This is a genomic window from Alistipes sp. D31t1_170403_E11, from assembly GCF_015553985.1.
Taxonomy (GTDB): domain Bacteria; phylum Bacteroidota; class Bacteroidia; order Bacteroidales; family Rikenellaceae; genus Alistipes; species Alistipes montrealensis.
The window spans coordinates 25885-46689 of the sequence record NZ_JADNHQ010000001.1; the positions used below are offsets into that span (position 1 = coordinate 25885).

The following is a 20805-nucleotide window of genomic DNA, read 5'->3' on the forward strand; positions in this document are numbered from 1 at the left end:
ATCAATCCTCCTCCTCGATCTTTTCGGTTACGTTGAGTGCGCGCAGTGCGTCGAGGAACGCCTCGATCGAAGCCCGCGTGGTATCGGTGTGCGCCCCGAATCCGTGAACCGTGCGGCTGCCGCACTCGACCTGCACATGCACGCGGCCCACGTCGTTCGAACCGCGCGTAATGGCCTGCATCAGGAACTCCGCGAGCACGACCTTCTCGTTAATCAGCTTCTTGATGGCCGAGACCGCCGCATCGACCGGGCCGTTGCCCGTGGCGGTGGACATGCGCTCGTGGTCACCGAATTTCAGCACCACGGTAGCCGTCGGGACCAGCGTTCCGGTGGTCACCTGCAGGAACTTCAGCGCAATGGACTGCTGTTTCATGCGGTCGATATCGCCCACAAGGTACAACAGGTCGTAGTCGTGGATCTCTTTCTTCTTATCGGCCAGGGCAAGAAATTTTTCGTAGGTGGCGTCGATCTCCTCCTGCGTGAGGTCGTAGCCCAGCAGTTCGAGGCGGTGCACGAGGGCCGCACGGCCGCTGCGGGCCGTCAGGGCAATGATCGACTCGTTCAGGCCGATGTCCTGCGGGTCGATGATCTCGTAGGTCTGGCGCTGCTTCAGCACACCGTCCTGGTGGATGCCCGACGAATGGGCGAAGGCATTGCGGCCCACGATGGCCTTGTTGGGCTGCACGGGCATGTTCATCAGGCTCGACACCAGGTGCGACGCCTTGGTGATCAGTCGCGAATTGATATTCGTGTCGATGGCCACGTCCTTGTGGCAGCGCAGGGTCATCACCACCTCTTCAAGCGAGGTGTTGCCGGCCCGTTCGCCGATGCCGTTGATCGTCACCTCGGCCTGCCGGGCTCCGTTCAGAATGCCGCTCAGCGTATTGGCCGTAGCCATGCCCAGGTCGTTGTGGCAGTGGGTGGAGATAATGGCCTTGTCGATGTTGGAAACGTTGTCCACAAGGTACTTGATTTTCGCACCATATTCGTTCGGCAGGCAGTAGCCCGTAGTATCGGGGATATTGACCACCGTTGCACCGGCCTTGATGACCGCCTCGACCACGCGGGCGAGGTACTCGACATCGGCGCGTCCGGCGTCCTCGGCGTAAAACTCCACATCCTCGACGTAACGTTTGGCGTATTTCACCGCCTCGACAGCCGATTCGACGATCTTTTCGGGCGTGGAACGCAGCTTGTCATAGATGTGCTGCGGCGAAACGCCGATACCCGTGTGGATGCGTTTGTGCTTCGCCAGCCGCAGGGCGTCGGCAGCAACGTCGATATCCTTCTTCACGGCGCGGGTCAGCGCGCAGATCGTCGGAAGGGAAACAGCCTTGGAAATCTCCAGCACGGAGTTGAAATCACCGGGGCTGGAGATGGGAAATCCCGCCTCGATAACGTCTACGCCGAGGCTCTCAAGCAACTTGGCGACCTCAATTTTTTCGGTGGTGTTCAACTGACAACCGGGGACCTGCTCACCATCGCGCAGCGTGGTGTCGAAAATGTACAATCTCTCGCTCATACTAACCTCTTTATCGAATAAAACTCAATGACGCCGCCTCACGCTACCGTGCGGCGAACGCCACCCTAACTTCTCATATTGCTTACGATCCGTAACAAAAACAGTCACCGCACTTAAAAATCCGGCGCATTTCAACTCTCTTTCCAATCGGAATGAAACCGGAACACCGAACGTAACTGCCTTGCTCTCTTGCAAATATATGAATTATTTAAGAATTTCAAAAACAAAACGGCTAAATTTTCGCCCATTCGTACGCAAACCGTATGACATACCGACGGCCTCCCCGCCCCGAAAGGACCGGAAGGCCGTCAAAAAAACGAAACGCCGCTAAAGCGCCAACGGTTCGTAAGGCAGTCCCCAGGCCTCGGCGACGGGTTTATAGACCACCCTGCCGCCGACGATGTTCAGGCCCAGCGCCAGTTCGGGATTCTCCTGCGCGGCGCGCCGCCAGCCCTTGTCGGCAAGCTGGATGGCATAAGGCAGCGTCGCGTTGGTGAGCGCGAGGGTCGAGGTGCGGGGCACGGCGCCCGGAATGTTGGCCACGCAATAGTGCAGGATGCCGTCGACATAATACACAGGGTCCTCGTGCGTAGTGGGGCGCGAAGTCTCGAAACAACCGCCCTGGTCGATGGCAACGTCGACCATAACCGTTCCGGGTTCCATCTCCTTCAGCATATCGCGCGTAACGAGTTTCGGGGCCTTGGCTCCGGGAATCAGCACCGACCCGATCACCAGGTCGGCATGCTTCAGCTCCTCGCGGATGTTGTATTCGGAAGACATCAGCGTCTTGACGTTCTTGGGCATCACGTCGGCCAGGTAGGTCAGTCGCTGAAGCGAAATGTCGCAGATCGTCACGTCGGCGCCCGTTCCGGCTGCGGTCTTCGCAGCGGCCGTGCCGACGACTCCGGCTCCGATGACGAAGACTTTGGCGGGTTTCACGCCCGGCACGCCGCCCAGCAGCACGCCTTTGCCGCCGCGAGGCTTTTCGAGGAAATAACGGCCCTCCTGCGTCGACATGCGGCCTGCGACCTCCGACATCGGGATCAGCAGCGGCAATGAACGGTCGGCGCGCTCGACGGTCTCGTAAGCACAGCAGACCGCCCCGCTGTCGATCATGGCACGGGTGAGGGGTTCGCTGCTGGCGAAGTGGAAAAAGGTAAAGACCAACTGGTCCTTGCGGATGAGTTTATATTCGGGAGCAATAGGTTCCTTGACCTTAATGATCATCTCCGCCCGGGCGTAAACCTCCTCGATCGTAGGGAGTATCTCCGCCCCGACGGCCGTATAGGCATCATCGGCAAACCCGCTGTTCACACCGGCCGCAGCCTGCACATAAACCTGATGGCCCCGCTTCACGAGCTCCTGCGCGCCCGAAGGGGTAAGAGCAATGCGGTTCTCATTGTTCTTGATCTCTTTTGGAATACCGATAATCATGGATTTGGATGTTTTAAGGTTTTTAGCCTTTCCAAAATACGAATTTAACACGAAAATCCAAAAAATCAGGACGATTTTTTGCGCAGGGATCAGAAGCGGTAAGAGATTGTAAGATAGAACGAACGGGGCCAGGCGTAGGTGTAACGCGAAGCATGGGGCGCGTAGAGGGTATCATCGCCCGGACGGATACGGCGCACGCGCAGCGACTCGTAGCCGCCGTAGACCGTATCGGCGTTGCCCGTCAGGTTGCGCAGCATCAGCGACGCCGTCAGCCGCGAACGTTCGAAATAGAACGATTTGAAAAGCGAGGCGTCGAGCGTGATGGCGTCGGCAAGCCGCTCCTGCCGGGTAAAGGCGTCGAAAAACTCGCGCGTGATGCCGCCCTGTCCGGCGATCCGGTCGGTACGGCGCAGGGGCATCGGCTCGACGTAACGCCTCCCGGCATACCCCGCCGAGGCGCGGCATCCCCACCCTTTCGGGCCGAAATAAGCGATCCCGGCCAAAGCGGTAAGCTGAGGGACGCCACCGACCTCGCATCCGCGCATGCGGCTCACGGCACGCATGTCGACGGCCGAGTTATCGACATCGGAAAGCGCCGTAATGCGCGGGTCGCGCACATATTTATAGCGTCCGGCCGAAGCCGCCAGCGACAACTGCCAGCGGTAGGACAGCCGGATGCCGGCGGCGGCCTCAACGCCATAGGACATGCGCCCGACACCCGTTACGGCCATGTCGCAGTAGACCGAAGCCATGTCGTCGTAATAACGCCGCGTTTCGGAGCCGTCGAGTGTCGTCACGGCGAAGAGCGTCGCCTGGAAATCCACGACGGGACCTGTCAGGCGGTAGTTGAGTTCGGCGGCATAGATGCGTTCGGGCGCAGGATTGTCGACCGTGCGGTTGTTGTAAAGCGGCTGGTAAAACAGGTCTTCGGCCGCAGGAGTGCGAGCGGCAGCCATAGCGGCGATTTCGAGGTAGTGCCGCGGGGAGAAAGCCCAGCCCGCAAGGGCCTTGAGCGTATAGGGCGTGAAACGCACGACCCGCGAACGGCCATAGGACTGCGCACCGGGAAAGAGCTGCTTTTCGTAATAGCCCCGGCGGCTGACGGCGTCGCTCCCCAGCATCGCCGAAAGGTCGGCGCGAAAACGGTCGGAACGGTAATCGGCCTGCAGGCGGAAACCGGCTCCGCGTAGTGTCAGCGCATAGTCGTAGCCGAAACGGTCGCCCTCGCGGATCGTGCGGCCGGGATGCCGCAGGTCGTTCTGCAACTTGTTGCTGTACGTATCGTCGTCCACGAGAAAACGGTCGATGTCGGTGACGTACTCCGCACCCAGCAGGTCGCGCATCTGTTTATAGGAGCGTGTATGCTCGCGGCGCACGAAGACCCCGTAGCGGAGCGTCAGCCGGGCATCGGTTTCGGTGGTGAACAGTGCGTCGAAGGCAAGGTTGCAGAGCCGTTCGGCGCGGTCTTCCAATGCATAGACGGCGTGTCCGCCCGCCATGCGGTTCTGGCGGATCAGTTCGTCCCAGTCGACCTGGGTATAACGAGGGTCATTTGCGAGCCATGCCAGTTCGGTCTCCCGGTCGCCGGTATAACTGGGTAAACAGCGGTAATTGTCGGGCATCGGCGTACGGGCGTCGTACCAGTCGAGCATGCTGTACTTCGCAACGCCCGCCTCGGCGGCCAGCACGGCAGCAAGCGAGGTCGAAACGGACAACGGCACGCCATAGGTAAAAAGCGCCAGCGGAACCGTTTCGCGCCGCACGCGGGAGTTGCGCACCTTGCCGTCCTGCCAGCCCCAGGCCGGATTGTAAAGGCGGTCGCCCGTCAGCGTAAAAGCCTCTTCGGAAGAAGAAAGGCGCGTGCCCCGCACCGACGGCGGCACGATGCACAGCACGGAGAGTTCGTGCCCTTCGCCGAAGCGTTTGGCAAGGTGCAGGCCGACAGTCACGGCATTGGTGAAAACCCCTTCGACGTGCATGTCGCGGCCCGTGCGGGCATCGAGCGCTGCCGAAATGCGCCAACCGTTGCCGAACGACGACGCGGCGGCGACTTTTGCTCCGACGAGGTAGTTGCGGTCGGTAAAGCGGACCGAAGCCAGGAAGGGCTGCAACGGCTCCCCGTCCGGAAACCGGAATGTCCGGATGCCGCCCGCCGTACCCGGCTCCCCGGGCGCCGCGGCAAGTCCCGCATAGCGCTGTTCTTCGGCCCCGAGCAGTCGCAGGGCCGTCAGGTAACGGTAGGAAACCTCAACGCCCGTCAGCGACGTGCGTTCCAGCCGGTAATCCAGTCCGCGGCGCCGGAGCGCGACCTGCGGCAGGTTAAAATCGGTGTGAAGGCCGTAGAGGTCCGAAGGGGACTGTACGGCACGGTAGAAAACAGCCGAATCGGTCGTAAGCAGTTCGCGCCGCTCCTCGCGTTCGGCATAAGGATAGTATTCGTCGCCGGGGTACTGGGCCGCCGCCGCACACGGAAGCAGAAAACACAACAGGGCACAGCACCTTTTCAGCATATTTTCGCAACTTTATGAAATACAAAGATAGCAAAATATGCGAATGCAGCGATAAAATCCGGGATTATGTTACGCTTCCGGATGCGGAAAGGCAACTATTCAGCGGGCGGGAAGACCGAGATGCGGAGCCGGGCGGCCCCCATCGGGACCAGCTTTATGTCGGACACCGTATCGCTGCGCTCCGCCCAGGGGCCGGGCAGCACGCCGGTAAGGCCGTACTGGTCGATCGTCCAGTCCGGAACCAGCCGCCCCTTGGCCGAGAACTCCAGCGGCACGGACTCCAGCGTGAAGGGGTTGTCGTCCGCAGGCCACTCCCGCCTTTGGAGCGTTATCGGCGCACCGGACACCAGGGCGTAGTTCCACGGCGACGCCGCATGTATCTCGTAGGAGGGCCATTGCGCCACGTCGGCGTCAGCCTGCCATTTCGAATCGCTGATAGCCGTCGCGCGGCTGTCCACGCGGCGGTATTCCTCGTCGATTTTCAGCGAGAGCGTCAGCGGACCATAATCGACCGTCACGCCGTTCTGGTTGACCTGCCACGTCCGCTGCGAAAGTTTCATCGGAAGACAGAGTACGACTTCGTCGCCGTCCTGCCATTCGCGCGCGATTTTCGCATACTTCCCCGGCGTACAGGTCCCCTTCGCCTCATGTCCGTTGACATACACGGAAGCCCCATCGCACCATGTCGGAATGCGGAGATAGAGCGGAAACGAAACGCCGCCGTCGGTATTCACGGTGAATCGCACCTGCTCTTCGAACGGATAGTTTCCCGACTCGGTGATCGTAACCTGCCGCCCGTCCCCCACTTTCAGCGTCGCCGTACACGCGCTGTAAACGAGTGCGGCGGCTCCGTTGTCGGGCGTGGCCATCACGAGATGCTGGATGTAATAAGGCCATCCCATGCCGTGGTTGTGCTGGCAGCAACGGCTGCTGAACGGGTTCATGGCCAGAAACGGCCCGGAGTTGTCGACACCCGGATTGTGGTTGCGGGAGTCGCTAACGACATGGTTCGGACAGGTGAGGTAGCGCAGCGCCTTGTAATCGGGCATCAGCGCCGCGGGATAGCTGTTGAAGGCCACGTCCTCGCAGTTCTCGGCCCACGCGGGATCACCCGTTACCTGCAACAGAATATTGTCGGAAAGCATCTGTTCGACAAACGAGCAGGTCTCCGAACCCTGGCGCGGATCGAAGAAACCGATGCGGGCGTTTTCGTCGGCCCCGAACATGCCTCCGGGAACCTGTCCGAAGGCCCGGCGGATGAAACTGAAGACGTTATACGTCGCGTGAAGGGCCTTCCGGTCGCCCGAGAACATCCACCATTCGGCCGGTTCGCGAAACCCCTGCGCGATATTCACCACGTGCCAGTTAGGCAACTGAGTCGGTTTCGTCCAGTCCGCCGTATTGCGGTGTATCTTGCGGGCCAGTTCCGGCAGCGACTCGTCGCCCGTGCGGTTGTAAAGCCACGCCAGCGTCCACATCATGTCGCCGCCACGGCTGTTGTCCCAGTAATGTTTCAGGAAAAGCTCATCGGGGCAGGCTGCAAGCCACTTGTAGTAACTCGTCAGGAACGCGATGACGCGCTCGTCGCCCGTATAGTCGTAGTAGTCCTGCATGATCCAGCAGACGACCATGTTCGCCAGCAGGTCGCGGCTGCCGCGCTCGTTGGTAAGAACCGGGCCGAACCAGCCGTCGGGCCGCTGCGTCGAAAGGATGCCCTCGATCCACGAGCGGGCCTCGTCCGTCATCGCCCGGTCGCCGAGGATATAAGCCGTCGCGGCATATCCGCGCAGCCAGTAAGGAACCTCCTCCCAGCCGTTGCTGTCGCCGCGGCCCAGCCATGCGTTGCGGTCCTTCTCCAGCCACTGGCTGATACGCCCCAGGTTTCCGGCCAGTCCGTCGGCCTGGAGCCGGAGCTGGCGGGCGATCCACCCCGCAGGGCGCACGGCCCCGACAGGCAGCTTCACGAAATACTGGGGTTGCAGCGGAGCCCGGTTGCTCGGGTAATAGGCGTTGCGCGAAGCGATGTCAGGACGGTCGACGATGTCGAACCGTTCGGCCGAGCAGGCCGCAAATGCCGCCGAAAACAGCAAAATGACGAATCGGATCGGTTTCATGGGTTTCTTCGGATGACGGCAAACAAACGGTGCGTTGCGCAGCACCCTGCGACAACGCACCTTGAAATCGGGAATCAGAGCGTTTTCAAAACTTCGGCAAGCAGGCTCCAGAACTTGGGAACCGTGGCTATTTCGAGCCGCTCGTCGGGCGAATGCACGCCGCGCAGCGTCGGGCCGAAGGAAACCATCTCCAGGTCGGGGTACTTTTCGAGGAACAGGCCGCACTCCAGTCCGGCATGGATAGCGCGGACCTTGGGTTCGGTGTCGAACAGTCGTTTATAAGCATCGACGGTAACTTCCAGCAGTTTCGAATCGGGGTTGGGCGTCCAGCCCGGATAGCCGTCCGAATGGGCCACGTCGGCGCCCGCCAGCGCAAAGACCGACTCGACCATCTGCATCACATAAGTCTTGGCGCTCTCGACCGACGACCGCTGCGACGAGGTGACGACGATGCGGTTGCCCTCCTCGAACTTCACCGAAGCCAGGTTCGTCGAAGTCTCGACCAGTCCCGGAACGGCAAATGACATGGCGATAACCCCGTTGGGGACGCCCACGAGCGAGTAGACCAGCGCAAATTGGGTTTTGGCGTCGAGCACTTCGTCGACATGGGGCATCTCGTTGAGCGTAATCCGGAAGTTGGGTTCACGGAAGCGGAATTCGGCTTCGAGGTCAGCGGCAAAGAGGTTGTAACGCTTGACGAACTCGTCCTTGAACCGCGCGGGAACGCCGAAAATGGCATACGCTTCGCGGGGAATGGCATTGCGGAGATTGCCGCCGTTGAAATAGCACAGTTTCAACTCGAACGACTGCATGCCGTCCCACAGCAGGCGCGCCACGGTCTTGTTCGAATTGACGCGGCCTTTGTCGATGTCGTCGCCCGAATGTCCGCCCTGCAGGTCCGACACGTCGACGCGGAAAAACGTGTAATTCTTCGGAGCGGGTTCCATCGTATAATGGAACGTCGCGAGGGTGTCGATACCGCCCGCACAGCCGATAAATATTTCGCCCTCGTCTTCCGAGTCGAGGTTGATGAGGTATTTGCCCGTGAGCATCCCCTCGCCCAGTTCGAAGGCGCCGGTCAGCCCGGTCTCTTCGTCGACGGTAAACAGCGCCTCGACAGGCCCGTGTTCCACCGACTCGTCGAGCAGCACAGCCAGCGCGGCGGCCATGCCGATACCGCAGTCGGCGCCCAGCGTCGTGCCTTCGGCTTTGACCCATTCGCCGTCGATACGCGTGCGGATGGCGTCGTGCTCGAAATCGAACTCCACGTCGGAATTCTTCTCGCAGACCATGTCCATGTGCGACTGGAGAATCACCGCGGCGCGGTCTTCGAAGCCCGGCGTGGCGGGCTTGCGCATCACGACGTTGCCGATGGCATCCTTTTTATACTCGATATGGTGTGTTTTGGCGAAATCGACCAGGAAGTCGATAATTTTGCCCTCCTTTTTCGAAGGACGCGGCACACGCGTAATGGCATCGAACTGCTCCCAGACAAGACGCGGTTCCAAAGAGGTAATTTCTGACATAATGCTGATTGTTTTCGCAAATATAAAAAAATTCGGTAACTTTGGCAATATAAAATACAGAAACAATGGATTTCAGGATAGGACACGGATACGACGTACACGCCCTGGCCGACGGCCTCAGGCTGGTTCTGGGAGGCGTGGAGATCGCCCATACGAAAGGGTGCGTCGCCCACTCGGACGGCGACGTGGTGATTCACGCCGTATGCGATGCCCTGCTGGGCGCCGCCGCGCTGGGCGACATCGGGCTGCATTTCCCCGACACGTCGGCCGACTTCAAAGGCATCGATTCGAAAATACTTTTACGGAAAGTCGCGGCACTGCTGCGCAAAAAGGGATACGAGATCGGAAATGTGGACTGCACGATCCAGATGCAGCGGCCCAAGTTGCGGCCGCATATCGACGCCATGCGCGCCGCGATGGCCGACGCAATGGGCGTAGGCGATGACCGGGTGTCGGTCAAAGCTACGACCACAGAGCATCTGGGCTTCGAGGGCCGCGAAGAGGGTGTTTCCACTTCGGCCGTGGCATTGATATACAAGAAGTGAGCCATCGGCGGTTTTGCACGGGCGGAATCGGCCGGTTGCAACGAAAAAAGGCTGTCTGGGATAGGCAGCCTTCTGTTTTTCAATCCAGTCTCCGGAATTTCGGATCGTTCACCCGCTTGTTCCACAGCCACCCTACGTAGCGCATCGTGACATCGGGCGTCAGGAGCGTCAGCACCGTTTCGCCCGTAGCGGTCGAGACGGCGAAATCGGCGTGGTAGAGCGCATCGCCGCCGGTGATATTGAAAGAGATCGACCACCCCCACTGCACGCGGGCGGCGCGGTAGTCGCGAACCGACATCGAATCGAAATTCAGCATTTCGACATACTGGGTGATTCCCCGTTCGGTGGGCAGGTGCACCTCGACATGGTCGACGAAAACCCCGAAAAAGAAGTAGTCCGCATAGATCGAGCGAATCATTCCGCCGGGTTGCTGCTGCATCGAATTGGGGAAGAACATGTAATCGCGCGACTGCACCAGCGAGTCGATCTTCGCGGCGTAGACCCTGGCCTTATAAGCCCGCCGCTCGGCACGGTCCATGCCCGCCGGCTCCTCATAGACGGTCGTGCGCTCCACGACCTGCACCGGAGACTGCTGTACGGGAACGATCGTCGTCTGGGGTACGCTGTCCACAGCAGAGGTTTCGAGCGAATACTGCGGGGTTTGCGCCACGGCCGTGCAGGCCACGAGAAGCCCCGCAGCCGCAACGGACAGCCTGCGGACAAAAATCCCCGCCGAAGCGGGGGTTTTCGTGTCGATACGGTCGGCGGACGCGGCATGCCGCGAACCGCCGCCGGAAGAAGCGGAAGTCCGGCTCATACGCTGCGAACTAATAGAGTTGCGAAATCGATCCCGAATACTGTACGGGATTGTACCACGGGTTGGTGATCGTCAGCGTCGCACCGCCTGTGCGGGAGAAGATCTCGAAGGTGAAGGTGTAGGTCGACGCCGAGAAAAGCGAAGTCGAGAAGGTCACCATCCAGCCCTCGTGTGTCTGCTCGGTGATATAGCCCTGCACATCGGGAACCGTGTAGTTGATGATCGTCACATAGTAAGGCGGCACGTAACCCTTGATGTAGGGCAGCGTAATGTCCACCGTACCGTCCCAGACGCCGACGTTGAACGCGGGGTTCATGATCTGGCGCATAGGACCTGCGGGCTGGCGCTGGAAAGATGTCGGATTGAACTGGAAGTTACGCGACAAAACGAGCGAGTCCATGAACTTCTCGTAATTGGCGATACGCTCCGCACGACGTTTCTCGCGCACCTCGCGGCGTTCTTCTTTGGGCGACAGCACTTTTTTCTGTCCGATCACGGTAACGGCCGCTGCGCAGAGCAACAGGCCCACAACGATAATGACTGTTTTTTTCATAGCACATAAGGTTTGTTACGGCTATGACAGCAAAATCGATGCCGAACTCGTTAAAGTCCAATTTTTTTCAGGAATTGCCCCGTGTAACTCTGTTCGCACTGTGCGACCTCGTGCGGCGTACCCTCGGCGACGATCTTTCCTCCGGCAGCCCCGCCCTCGGGACCTATATCTATAATATGGTCGGCGACCTTGACGACATCGAGGTTGTGCTCGATGACGATAACCGTATTGCCGCGGTCGACAAGTTTATTCAGCACGTCGAGCAGCAAACGGATATCCTCGAAATGAAGCCCCGTCGTGGGTTCGTCCAGAATATACAGCGTACGGCCCGTATCGCGCTTCGAAAGTTCCGAGGAGAGTTTGATGCGCTGGCTCTCGCCGCCCGACAGCGTCGTGCAGGGCTGGCCGAGCGTCAGGTAGCCCAGCCCCACCTCCTGAATCGCTTTGAGTTTCTGGTATATATTAGGTATGTTCTCGAAAAACTCCACGGCCATGTTGACCGTCATGTTCAGCACGTCGTCGATATTCTTGCCCTTGTACTTCACTTCGAGCGTCTCGCGGTTGTAGCGATGGCCGCCGCATGCCTTGCAGCGCACGTAGACATCGGGCAGGAAGTTCATTTCGATAGTCTGCACACCCGCCCCGCGGCACTCCTCGCAGCGGCCGCCTTTGACGTTGAACGAAAAACGCCCGGCCTTGAAGCCGCGAATCTGGGCGTCGGGGGTCATTTCGAACAGCTTGCGGATGTCGGAAAAGACATTCGAGTAGGTTGCGGGATTGGAACGCGGCGTACGCCCGATAGGCGACTGGTCGACGACGACCAGTTTGTCGATGTGTTCGATCCCTTCGACCTTGTCGTACTCCAGCGGCTGGTCGAAGGAGCGGTAAAGTTCCTTTGCAAGAATCGGCCGCAGCGTTTCGTTGACGAGCGTCGATTTGCCCGAACCGCTGACGCCCGTGATGCAGATGAATTTGCCCAGCGGGAACTCCGCAGTGATGTTCTTGAGGTTGTTGCCCCGCGCGCCGCGGATCACGATACGCTCGCCCGTACCTTTGCGCAGCGTTTCGGGAATCCCGATCCGGCGGCGTCCCGTGAGGTAGTCGGCCGTGATGCTGTCCGATCGGAGGATGTCCTCGAACGTCCCAGCAGCCACGATGTTACCACCCTTGCGCCCCGCACGGGGACCCACGTCGACGATGAAGTCGGCGGCACGCATCATATCCTCGTCGTGCTCGACAACGATCACCGAGTTGCCCGCGTCGCGCAGCTCTTCGAGGCTGCGGATCAGGCGTTGGTTATCGCGCTGATGAAGCCCGATCGAAGGCTCGTCGAGGATATAGAGTACGTTTACGAGTTTCGAACCGATCTGCGTGGCAAGACGGATACGCTGGCTCTCGCCGCCCGACAGCGAACGCGACGAGCGCGACAGCGACAGGTAGCCCAGCCCCACGTCCATCAAAAAACGCAGGCGTTCGCGAATCTCCTTGACGATCTCCTGCGCGATCTTCCGCTCCTTCTCCGACAACTGCGGTTCGATGGTGGGAACCCACTCCGAAAATTCGGAAATGGACAGCGCCGACACTTCGGCGATGTTCTTGCCGGCGACCCGGAACTGGAGCGACTCTTTCCTGAGGCGCGAGCCGCCGCAGACCGAACATTTGCGGTAGACGAGGAACTGTTCGCGCCACTTCTGTCCGTGCTTCGAATCGTCGTCCTCGGTGCGGCCGATGTATTCAGCCACGCCCTCCCACGAAAGGAACTGGCGTCCGCCCGAAGAGCTGAACTCCTGCAGGTCGACCGTCAGCGGCTCCGAATCGCCGTACAGCACGGCGTTGAGCCCCTCTTCCGAAAAGGCCTCGATAGGGTCGTCGAGCGTGAAATCGTAACGGCGGCCCAGCATTTCGAGGATGGCGAAGAGCATGTTGTTGCGGTATTTCCCCAGCGGCTCGACGGCCCCTTCGCGCAGTGAAAGCCGGGCGTCGGGGATGATCTTCCCGATGTCGAAGACAGCCTCTTCGCCCAGTCCGTTGCAATGGGGACAGGCGCCTTTGGGCGAATTGAACGAGAAGGTGTGCGGCGCAGGATCCTCGAAAGCCACACCCGTCGAGGGACACATCAGGTGGCGCGAATAGAAACGCTGCTGCTCGGTCCCGTAGTCGTAGACGGCCATCGTGCCCTTGCCCTGGCGCATCGACTCCTTGAGCGAAGTCATCAGCCGGTCACGGGCCTCTTCGTTCGCCACGAGACGGTCCACCACCAGGTCGATCGTATGGATTTTATAACGGTCGAGCCGCATTCCGGACGATATTTCGCGGATTTCGCCGTCGATACGCGCATAGATATACCCCTTCTTGGCCAGCGATTCGAACAGTTCGCGGTAGTGGCCCTTGCGGCCCTTGACAATGGGGGCCATCAAGGCGATTTTTCGCCCTGCAAAACCCGTAAGGATCAGTTCGGCGATCTGGTCGTCGGTATAGTGGACCATCTCCTCGCCCGTCACGGGCGAATAGGCCCGCGACGCCCGCGCGTAAAGCAGGCGCAGGAAGTCGTTGATCTCAGTCACGGTTCCGACCGTCGAGCGGGGATTCTTGTTGGTCGTTTTCTGTTCGATAGCCACCACGGGACTGAGTCCCGTGATCTTATCCACGTCGGGACGCTCCATCGCCCCCACGAACTGACGGGCGTAGGTCGACAACGTCTCCATGTAGCGCCGCTGTCCTTCGGCGTAGATCGTGTCGAAGGCCAGCGACGATTTACCCGACCCCGAGAGGCCGGTGACGACTACCAGTTTGCGGCGCGGAATTTCGAGGTCCACGTTCTTGAGGTTGTGAACCCGGGCGCCCAGTATTTTGATCGTATCTTCCATTTTCGTGAGAAAAACGCACCGGAAGCCCCTTTTATTGGATGCGGGAACTTTTCCGGAGCGAAAAGTGCGTAAAGATACGACTTTCGCGTCTGAAAAACAAGCCGCAAGAACGTGATTATATACTTTTATGCACCAACAACCGAGAGCACCGATTTTGCCGCTTTGCGGCACTAAGTCCCACCCTGAGGGAGGGGTTTGGGGCGGGGTCAGACTTGTATACGACGCCAAAAGCGGCGAAAACGACGGTCGGATACGGGCTGTCGTACAACAAACACCTAATTCCCGAAATCAGATTTGAATCCAAAAATCATCCGCATCCCTCCAGGCGGGGAATTTCTCACGGAATGCCTCCAGCGCCCCGTCGTCGAGCGCGCCCGTCAGGATTTGCTCCCCGGCGCCTGCTTCGGCCAGCGTGCGGCCCTTGAAGTCGACGAGGGCCGAATCCCCGGCATAATGCGCCGAAGGATCGTCCCCCACCCGGTTCACGCCCGCAACATAGCATTGGTTTTCGATGGCCCGGGCGCGCAGCAGGGTCCGCCACACCTCCCGGCGCGGTGCGGGCCACGAAGCGCAGCACAGAATGGCATCGTAATCGCACCGGCAACGGCTCCAGACCGGGAAACGCAGGTCGTAGCAGACCAGCAGCAGGAATCGGAAACCCTTGTATTCGACCACCGTACGGCAGTTGCCGGGCGTATAATTCCGGGCTTCGCCGCCGGGTGCGAACAGGTGGCGTTTGTCGTACCACGCACATTCGCCCGAAGGCTTCACGAAATACATCCTGTTGTAGAAACACCCGTCTTCAACGACGGCGACACTGCCCGCAACCGCCTTATCATACTGCACGGCCCAGCGGCGCAGGGCCTCGGCGACGGGGCCGCCCGGGCCTTCGGCCACGCCGGCAGGATCGAGCGTGAAGCCCGTGGCAAACAGCTCGGGCAGCAGCACGACATCCGCTTCGGCGGCGGCAACCTGCGGTTCCAGCCGCGCAAGGTTCCGCGCAGGCTGTTCCCACTCGACGCCGCACTGGCAAAGGGCGATGCGGAGTGTCATCGGAATCAGAGTTTATAGACGGTAACCGACGAAGCGCGGTCGCGCTGGTGGAAGAGCGTCACCCGGCAGGGTACGAAGTCCGACGCGGCACAGCTCCACAGGTCGACGAACTGCTGGGGATTGCGCTCCGTGAGCGGGAACCACGAACTCTGCACCTGCACCATAATGCGGTGTCCGGCGCGGAAAGTGTGGGCGATGTCGGTCGTACGCAGCGGCACGGTCTCGGGCTTGCCCGGCACGAAAGCTTTCGGCCGTGCGAAACCGTCGCGGTAACGGCCGCGCGCCACGTCGCCGCGGACGAGCATCTGCATGCCCGCCTTTTCGCCCTCTTCGGGGAAAACATCGATCAGTTTCACGATAAAATCGGCGTCGGTGGTCGAAAGCGCCACTTCCAGCGCCGCCTCGACCGGACCGGCGAGGGTCATATCCTCCGTAAGCGGCTCGGTCACGAACGTCAGCACGTCGTTGCGCCCTTCGAGGAACCGCTGGTCGGCAATCATATACTCCTTGGGCCGCCGCGTCCCGGGAGTCGCGATGTACGGCACGGGATCGGAAGGATCGGAGGTATAACTCGTCGACGAGGCTTTGGCAGTCGGTTTTTGCGTGGCTATACGGCCGCCCTCAGTCAGGTAGAGGGTCAGTTTATCGGCCTGCGGAGGCGTCCACCGCTCGAACGTGCGCCAGCGGTTGTCGCCCGAGGAGAAAACCGCCACGGGCGGCAGGCGGTCGACCGTATCGCGCGCCCAGAGGTAACAGTCGAAGAAGGGAGCTTCGAAATGCTCCATGTAGTAGGCCCCGGAGGCCTCCTCGCCGAAGTTGAAATCGCCCAGCGAACGGCCGTCGCCGCGCCATGCCCCGTGCGCCCACGGCCCTACGACCAGGTGAAGCGGGGTCCGGGCGCTCTGCCGCAGCACGGCTTTATAAAGGCTCCAGGCCCCATAGCAATCCTCGGCGTCGTACGTACCGCCCACGACGAGCATCGCAGGACGGATGTTGTAGCAGGCCCGGCGGGTATCGCGTGCCCGCCACCACTCGTCGTAGTCGGGATGCCGGGCGATCTCGTCCCAGAAAGCGTTGGGAGTCAACAGCTTCGTCAGGTCGGCCAGCGTCGGATACTGTTCGAGAAAGAACGTACGGTCGTCGGGGGCAGTCGTCAGCGGGCGTTTCGGCATCTGGTCCGTCGGCGTATGTCCCGGAGGGGTGTTCATCGAATTGAGGAAACGCACGGCATCGCTCAGCATCAGCACGCCGTTGTGGTGTACGTCGTCGCCCATATACCAGTCGGTGACAGGAGCCTGCGGCGATACGGCCTTCACAGCAGGATGGCCGCTCAGTCCGCCCATCAGGGCGTAAAAACCCGGATAGGACGCCCCGGCGAAACCCACGCGGCCATTGTTGCCGGGGATATGCTTCACCAGCCAGTCCACCGTGTCGAAGCTGTCCGTAGTCTCATCGACATCGCCGAAACCCGCAGGGCGGATGTGCATGAACTCGCCTTCGCTCATGTAGCGTCCCCGGACATCCTGCTGGACGATGATATAACCGCGGTCGACATAGCTGCGCATGTAACCCGTCTCGAACCCGCCGGGGAACCGGCCTTCGCCGTAAGGTCCTGTACCGTAAGGGGTACGAAAAATAATCATCGGGGCCTTGCCGGGAGCCTTGGGCGTGAAGACGGTGGTGTGCAGGTGCACGCTGTCGCGCATGGCGATGCGGTATTCGGCCTTGTCGTAAAGCGTACTGACGGGCTGGGCGCACACCGCGGCCGCAGCCAGCAATCCAACCCAGAGCAGGGCCAGGAATCGGCGGAAGTTCATCATTTCGAGCGAATTTTACGTTTTGTAAAGATAACGTTTTTCGGCCAATCCGCAAAACTTTCGTTCTGCAACCGGCCAAATGGACCACATCCTCCGCCGAAGCGGCCTGCGAAGTTTGGATTCGGAGGAAAATAAACGTACTTTTGCACCGTATTAATTCATCCAGGACGACAATGCTCAGAGCAGGACGCACACAAACCCTCACCGTAAGCCGCGTATCGGAATACGGACTATACCTCGCCGACGAGGAGCAGAACGAAGTTCTGCTTCCCAACCGCTACACCTCGCTGACGGACAAGGCCGGCGATGCGAAGGAGGTTTTCCTTTACCACGATTCGGAGGACCGCCTCGTGGCGACTACCGAAACGCCGCTGCTGCGCGAAGGCGAAGCGGGCTACCTGCGCGTAGTGGACAAGACGGCCCACGGGGCTTTCCTCGACTGGGGACTCCACGGCAAGGACCTCTTCCTTCCCAACCGTAACCAGCAGGGCGGCATCCTGCCCGGACACAGCTACATCGTCTACCTCTACGAGGACAACATCACGGGCCGCTGCGTAGCCACGACCAAACTCAAAAGTTTTATCAACAACGACCTGATTACGGTGAAACCCCGGCAGGAGGTATCGCTGCTGGTGGCTTCGGAGAGTGAAATCGGCTTCCGGGTGATTATCGAAAACCGTCACTGGGGCATGATCTACCGCAACCAGATTTTCCGCCCCGTAGCCGTCGGCGACCGCCTGAAGGGCTATGTAAGCCGCATCACCGAAGACAACCGCATCGACGTAAGCCTCCAGCAGACGGGATTCGCGCAGGTGAAGGACTCCGCGGAGGTATTGCTTCAACTGATCCGCGACAACGGCGGCTTCCTGCCCCTGAACGACGACAGCGCTCCCGAAGAGGTGACGCGCCTGACGGGAACCAGCAAGAAAGTCTTTAAACGTTCGCTGGGCATGCTCCTCAAACGCGGAGAGGTCGAAATCGGCGAAAAAGGCATAAAAATCCGGGAACATGGCGAAGATTAACACCGCCGAACGCGTTTCGGCCGAAGCCTCGGACAATTTCGTATTCCAGCGTTCGCTGCTGGCCTACCACGCCGCCGCCGAACGCATCGCGGGCGAAGTGCTCGAAATCGGGACCGGAGCCGGCTACGGCATCGAAGTCGTGGCGCCCCAGGCCCGGCGGTTCGTCACCATCGACAAGCACGCTCCTGCTCCAGAATTGCTCGACCACGCCAATGTCGAGTTCCGTCGGGCCGTGGTTCCGCCGCTGGATTTTCCGGGCGAGAGTTTCGACTGCGTGATTTCATTCCAGGTAATCGAACATATCAAACGCGACGCATTTTTCGTGCGCGAAGTATACCGGGTGCTGCGTCCGGGCGGCCGCTTCATCGTGACGACCCCCAACGCCCCGATGTCGCTCACCCGCAACCCGTGGCACGTACGCGAGTACACGCCCGAGCAGTTGCGCAGGCTGCTCGCCACCCGGTTTTCGGAAGTCGAAACCCTCGGAGTCTTCGGCAATAAGAAAGTAATGGACTATTACGAAGAGAACCGCCGCAGCGTCGAACGCTTCACCCGTTTCGACATCCTCGACCTGCAGCACCGCCTGCCGCGCTGGATGCTGCAACTCCCCTACGACATCCTCAACCGGATGAACCGCCGCAAGCTCCTCGAAAAGAACACCGGCCTGACGACCTCGATCCGCATGGACGACTACGCCGTCGAGCCAGTCGACGACAAGTGCTTCGACCTGTTTTACGTCGCAACGAAATAAAAAAGGGAGGTTTTCAAAAACCTCCCTTTTCGTTTATTTCAACTTCACCCCGAGGCTCTGCCCCGCGCGAATCGTCTTGCGGACGAGGATTTTACCTCCTTGCGTCACCGAGACATCCAGCCCCTTCGCCGCACGGCGGACTTCGATGTCGAACGCCGAACCGAACGCCCGAACGTTGCGCAGGTTCATGTGGTTCCATGCGGCGGGCAGGCGCGGCGTCATCGTGAACGACCGGAGGCCCGTCGGACGGATTCCGAACACCCCTTCGGTCAGGATGCGGCAGTAGAGTCCGCTCTCGGCCGACAGGTGGCGCTGGGCGCCTTCGGGCCACGCTTCGATGGCGTAGGGAACGTGGTCGCCCAACAGGCGCGCCCGGGAATAATAAGAAAGGTAATCGGTCGCCTTTTCGGTCGCGCCCGAGGCATAGACGCCGCGCAGTGCATAAAGCGTCGAACGGTCCCAGAACGTTTTGTCGCCCGACTGGGTCAGCAGGCCGTTATCGGTCCACAGTTTCGGGGAAAAGAGCGCTTCAATGGTCGCTTCTTTGCGCTCGTCGATACCGACAGTCAGCGGAATGCAGATCCACGCACGCAGCAGATCGTTGCCCGTATAATAACGGTAGGTGTCGAATCCTTCGACCATTCCGCCGAAATGGCGGTCGATATTCTTCCGCAGGGCAGCGGCTTCGCGTTTATACGCCGCCAGTTGTCCGGCAGGCTTATGCAGTTCACGCCCCAGCATCGAGGCCGAAAGCAACGCATCGTAATAGAGCGACGAGGTGCACAGGTTGGCATCTCCGGCCGGGAAACGGCCTTCCAGTTCGTCCGCATCGGAGGCCACGACGCCGTCGCCGGTCAGTTGGCGGCGGCAGTATTCCAGACACCACTCCACAAGCGGCCACACCCGGGCCGCTTCGGCGGCGTCGCCGCGCGCCAGCGCATAACGGGCTGCACCGTAAGCGATCATGGCCGCATCGCCGCGGTCGCCGGCGCCATTCCAGAAACTGTCCCCCTCGGCGACGATCGAACTGGGAATCGGACGGTAATCAGGGTTCATATAACGGGCAAAATGCTCGAACGAACAGAGCGCCGAGCGATCGCCCTTTTCGTAACCCAGGAAGGGGAAGAACGGATTGATATATTCGGCCTGGTCGTTGGCCCAGATCGCCGCATAGTAACGTTCTCCGCCGGGACCGTGCATCAGGCCGCCTTTGGTGTCGTAAATGCTTTCGGCAGCACGGATTTTCGCAAAGGCGAACATGGCGTCGATCACCGGATCGGGAGTTTCCAACACCAGGTTGCGCTGCCATTCCGCGACCAATGCACGACGTTTGGCATATTCGGCGTCAGCGCTTAGCGCCAAAGCCTGTTCAGCGGGCTTGCGGCCGCTGAAAAAGGCTTCGAAAGCCACCTCCGCCTGCGGGGCGAGCATCAGCGCCGTGTCGCCGCAAATTTCGGCAACCAGTTCATAGCTCCCCTCCACGCCCTTCGCAGGCTCCGTCCGGATTACCGAACGGGCTCGGGGAATTTCGACGTAAAGCGGGTTTTTACCCGTATTTTTCAGAATATATTTTTCGCAGAAAGCAGCGGCATCGACCGAGGGGAACAGGATACGCGTCAGCGAAAGCGTGCCCTTGGCGGCGGTCCAGTCGCTCTCGACGGTCATTGTGCCGTCGAGCACGATCCGGCGCACTCTCTCCTGCTGCAAAAGGGCCTCGTTGACCGTGATCATCCGGGGAATATCCCACCCGAAACGCCGCATCAGCGAACCGTGCGTATTGTTGGGAACAGTGCGCAGCATCGGCCACACGATACTGCGGTCGAGCCGGAAACTACCGTCGGCTTCGACTCCGTAGCGCAGGACGGCGGAAATCTTCAGGCCGCTCATTTCGATATGGTCCCGGTGCGAATCGCCCTCGCGGACGTTCCACACGATAGCCGTGCTGTCGGGAACAATCTCCCAGCGGGTTTGGGCCCCGGCAAGAGCGGGCGCCGCCAGGCAAAACAGAAGCGGCAGGAAAAAACGGTAAGTTCGGGTCATCGGGTTTCAGTTTTCGGGTTTCAGTTAAAGAACAATCAAGGTTTCGAATTATAACAAAAGTACGATAAAAAAACAAGTCTGCAAAACAGCGCCGAACTATATCCGGCCGAACCGGGTCCATCAACCCCGGCAATGATACAATTCCACGAATACCTCTATTAAAAGGACTAAAACCTTTTGCGGCAATTTACCGCCGGGTTATTACATTCCATAATACAGTGATTACTAACGATG

Annotated in this window: 14 protein-coding genes; 3 read left to right on the forward strand and 11 right to left on the reverse strand. The window is 60.1% G+C overall.

The window, feature by feature from the left end; genetic code table 11:
* Position 1 precedes the first annotated feature (1 nt).
* The 5 genes from I2E69_RS00110 to I2E69_RS00130 all read right to left on the reverse strand — a co-directional run bounded on the left by I2E69_RS00110 (position 2) and on the right by I2E69_RS00130 (position 9106).
* Entirely contained in the window at positions 2 to 1522 is a 1521-nt protein-coding gene (locus I2E69_RS00110) for a 2-isopropylmalate synthase (RefSeq protein ID WP_195458129.1), read from the reverse strand.
* A 327-nt stretch (positions 1523 to 1849) separates the two neighbouring features.
* Positions 1850 to 2956 (reverse strand): alanine dehydrogenase, encoded by a 1107-nt coding sequence (ald, locus tag I2E69_RS00115; RefSeq protein WP_195458130.1) that lies wholly within the window; start codon positions 2954 to 2956, stop codon positions 1850 to 1852.
* 89 nt (positions 2957 to 3045) lie between these two features.
* Positions 3046 to 5466 (reverse strand): TonB-dependent receptor, encoded by a 2421-nt coding sequence (locus I2E69_RS00120; protein ID WP_195458131.1) that lies wholly within the window; start codon positions 5464 to 5466, stop codon positions 3046 to 3048.
* A 95-nt stretch (positions 5467 to 5561) separates the two neighbouring features.
* Positions 5562 to 7580, reverse strand: a complete 2019-nt coding sequence (locus I2E69_RS00125; protein ID WP_195458132.1) for a beta-L-arabinofuranosidase domain-containing protein — start codon at positions 7578 to 7580, stop codon at positions 5562 to 5564.
* Positions 7581 to 7654: 74 nt separating this feature from the next.
* The gene (locus I2E69_RS00130; RefSeq protein WP_195458133.1) at positions 7655 to 9106 is read right to left on the reverse strand and encodes an aminoacyl-histidine dipeptidase; all 1452 of its coding nucleotides are present in this window, start codon (positions 9104 to 9106) and stop codon (positions 7655 to 7657) included.
* Between the two features lie 65 nt (positions 9107 to 9171).
* On the opposite strand from I2E69_RS00130, the gene ispF reads away from it, so the two are divergent.
* Positions 9172 to 9651 (forward strand): 2-C-methyl-D-erythritol 2,4-cyclodiphosphate synthase, encoded by a 480-nt coding sequence (ispF, locus tag I2E69_RS00135; protein ID WP_195458134.1) that lies wholly within the window; start codon positions 9172 to 9174, stop codon positions 9649 to 9651.
* Positions 9652 to 9730: 79 nt separating this feature from the next.
* On the opposite strand, the gene I2E69_RS00140 is transcribed toward ispF, so the two are convergent.
* The 5 genes from I2E69_RS00140 to I2E69_RS00160 all read right to left on the reverse strand — a co-directional run bounded on the left by I2E69_RS00140 (position 9731) and on the right by I2E69_RS00160 (position 16758).
* The gene (locus tag I2E69_RS00140; RefSeq protein WP_229095290.1) at positions 9731 to 10468 is read right to left on the reverse strand and encodes a hypothetical protein; all 738 of its coding nucleotides are present in this window, start codon (positions 10466 to 10468) and stop codon (positions 9731 to 9733) included.
* A 10-nt stretch (positions 10469 to 10478) separates the two neighbouring features.
* Positions 10479 to 11021: a DUF4251 domain-containing protein gene (locus tag I2E69_RS00145; RefSeq protein WP_195458135.1), complete on the reverse strand. Its 543-nt coding sequence runs from the start codon at positions 11019 to 11021 to the stop codon at positions 10479 to 10481.
* Between the two features lie 50 nt (positions 11022 to 11071).
* Positions 11072 to 13888 carry an excinuclease ABC subunit UvrA gene (gene uvrA, locus I2E69_RS00150; RefSeq protein ID WP_195458136.1) on the reverse strand — a complete coding sequence of 939 codons (2817 nt, stop codon included), beginning with the start codon at positions 13886 to 13888 and terminating at the stop codon, positions 11072 to 11074.
* A 288-nt stretch (positions 13889 to 14176) separates the two neighbouring features.
* Positions 14177 to 14941, reverse strand: coding sequence for a nitrilase family protein (locus I2E69_RS00155; protein WP_195458137.1), 765 nt, complete (start codon positions 14939 to 14941; stop codon positions 14177 to 14179).
* 5 nt (positions 14942 to 14946) lie between these two features.
* Positions 14947 to 16758 (reverse strand): CocE/NonD family hydrolase, encoded by a 1812-nt coding sequence (locus I2E69_RS00160; RefSeq protein WP_195458748.1) that lies wholly within the window; start codon positions 16756 to 16758, stop codon positions 14947 to 14949.
* Between the two features lie 173 nt (positions 16759 to 16931).
* Here I2E69_RS00160 and I2E69_RS00165 point away from each other — a divergent pair, with 173 nt between their 5' ends.
* Positions 16932 to 17780, forward strand: a complete 849-nt coding sequence (locus tag I2E69_RS00165) for a S1 RNA-binding domain-containing protein (protein ID WP_195458138.1) — start codon at positions 16932 to 16934, stop codon at positions 17778 to 17780.
* On the forward strand, positions 17767 to 18531 hold the full coding sequence (locus tag I2E69_RS00170) for a class I SAM-dependent methyltransferase (RefSeq protein WP_195458139.1): 765 nt from the start codon (positions 17767 to 17769) through the stop codon (positions 18529 to 18531). The genes I2E69_RS00165 and I2E69_RS00170 overlap by 14 nt, the downstream gene beginning before the upstream one ends.
* Positions 18532 to 18564: 33 nt before the next feature.
* Here the strand turns inward: I2E69_RS00170 and I2E69_RS00175 are convergent, their stop codons facing one another.
* Positions 18565 to 20571: a hypothetical protein gene (locus I2E69_RS00175; protein ID WP_229095291.1), complete on the reverse strand. Its 2007-nt coding sequence runs from the start codon at positions 20569 to 20571 to the stop codon at positions 18565 to 18567.
* Positions 20572 to 20805 lie beyond the last annotated feature (234 nt).

What these genes read in the sequence shown, in the direction of transcription:
- uvrA (WP_195458136.1), bottom strand. Translation starts at nt 13,888, where the DNA reads ATGGAAGATACGATCAAAATACTGGGCGCCCGGGTTCACAACCTCAAG.
- I2E69_RS00165 (WP_195458138.1), top strand. Translation starts at nt 16,932, where the DNA reads ATGCTCAGAGCAGGACGCACACAAACCCTCACCGTAAGCCGCGTATCG.
- I2E69_RS00130 (WP_195458133.1), bottom strand. Translation starts at nt 9,106, where the DNA reads ATGTCAGAAATTACCTCTTTGGAACCGCGTCTTGTCTGGGAGCAGTTC.
- ald (WP_195458130.1), bottom strand. Translation starts at nt 2,956, where the DNA reads ATGATTATCGGTATTCCAAAAGAGATCAAGAACAATGAGAACCGCATT.
- I2E69_RS00170 (WP_195458139.1), top strand. Translation starts at nt 17,767, where the DNA reads ATGGCGAAGATTAACACCGCCGAACGCGTTTCGGCCGAAGCCTCGGAC.
- I2E69_RS00120 (WP_195458131.1), bottom strand. Translation starts at nt 5,466, where the DNA reads ATGCTGAAAAGGTGCTGTGCCCTGTTGTGTTTTCTGCTTCCGTGTGCG.
- I2E69_RS00155 (WP_195458137.1), bottom strand. Translation starts at nt 14,941, where the DNA reads ATGACACTCCGCATCGCCCTTTGCCAGTGCGGCGTCGAGTGGGAACAG.
- I2E69_RS00125 (WP_195458132.1), bottom strand. Translation starts at nt 7,580, where the DNA reads ATGAAACCGATCCGATTCGTCATTTTGCTGTTTTCGGCGGCATTTGCG.
- I2E69_RS00145 (WP_195458135.1), bottom strand. Translation starts at nt 11,021, where the DNA reads ATGAAAAAAACAGTCATTATCGTTGTGGGCCTGTTGCTCTGCGCAGCG.
- I2E69_RS00110 (WP_195458129.1), bottom strand. Translation starts at nt 1,522, where the DNA reads ATGAGCGAGAGATTGTACATTTTCGACACCACGCTGCGCGATGGTGAG.
- I2E69_RS00160 (WP_195458748.1), bottom strand. Translation starts at nt 16,758, where the DNA reads ATGAACTTCCGCCGATTCCTGGCCCTGCTCTGGGTTGGATTGCTGGCT.
- ispF (WP_195458134.1), top strand. Translation starts at nt 9,172, where the DNA reads ATGGATTTCAGGATAGGACACGGATACGACGTACACGCCCTGGCCGAC.
- I2E69_RS00140 (WP_229095290.1), bottom strand. Translation starts at nt 10,468, where the DNA reads ATGAGCCGGACTTCCGCTTCTTCCGGCGGCGGTTCGCGGCATGCCGCG.
- I2E69_RS00175 (WP_229095291.1), bottom strand. Translation starts at nt 20,571, where the DNA reads ATGACCCGAACTTACCGTTTTTTCCTGCCGCTTCTGTTTTGCCTGGCG.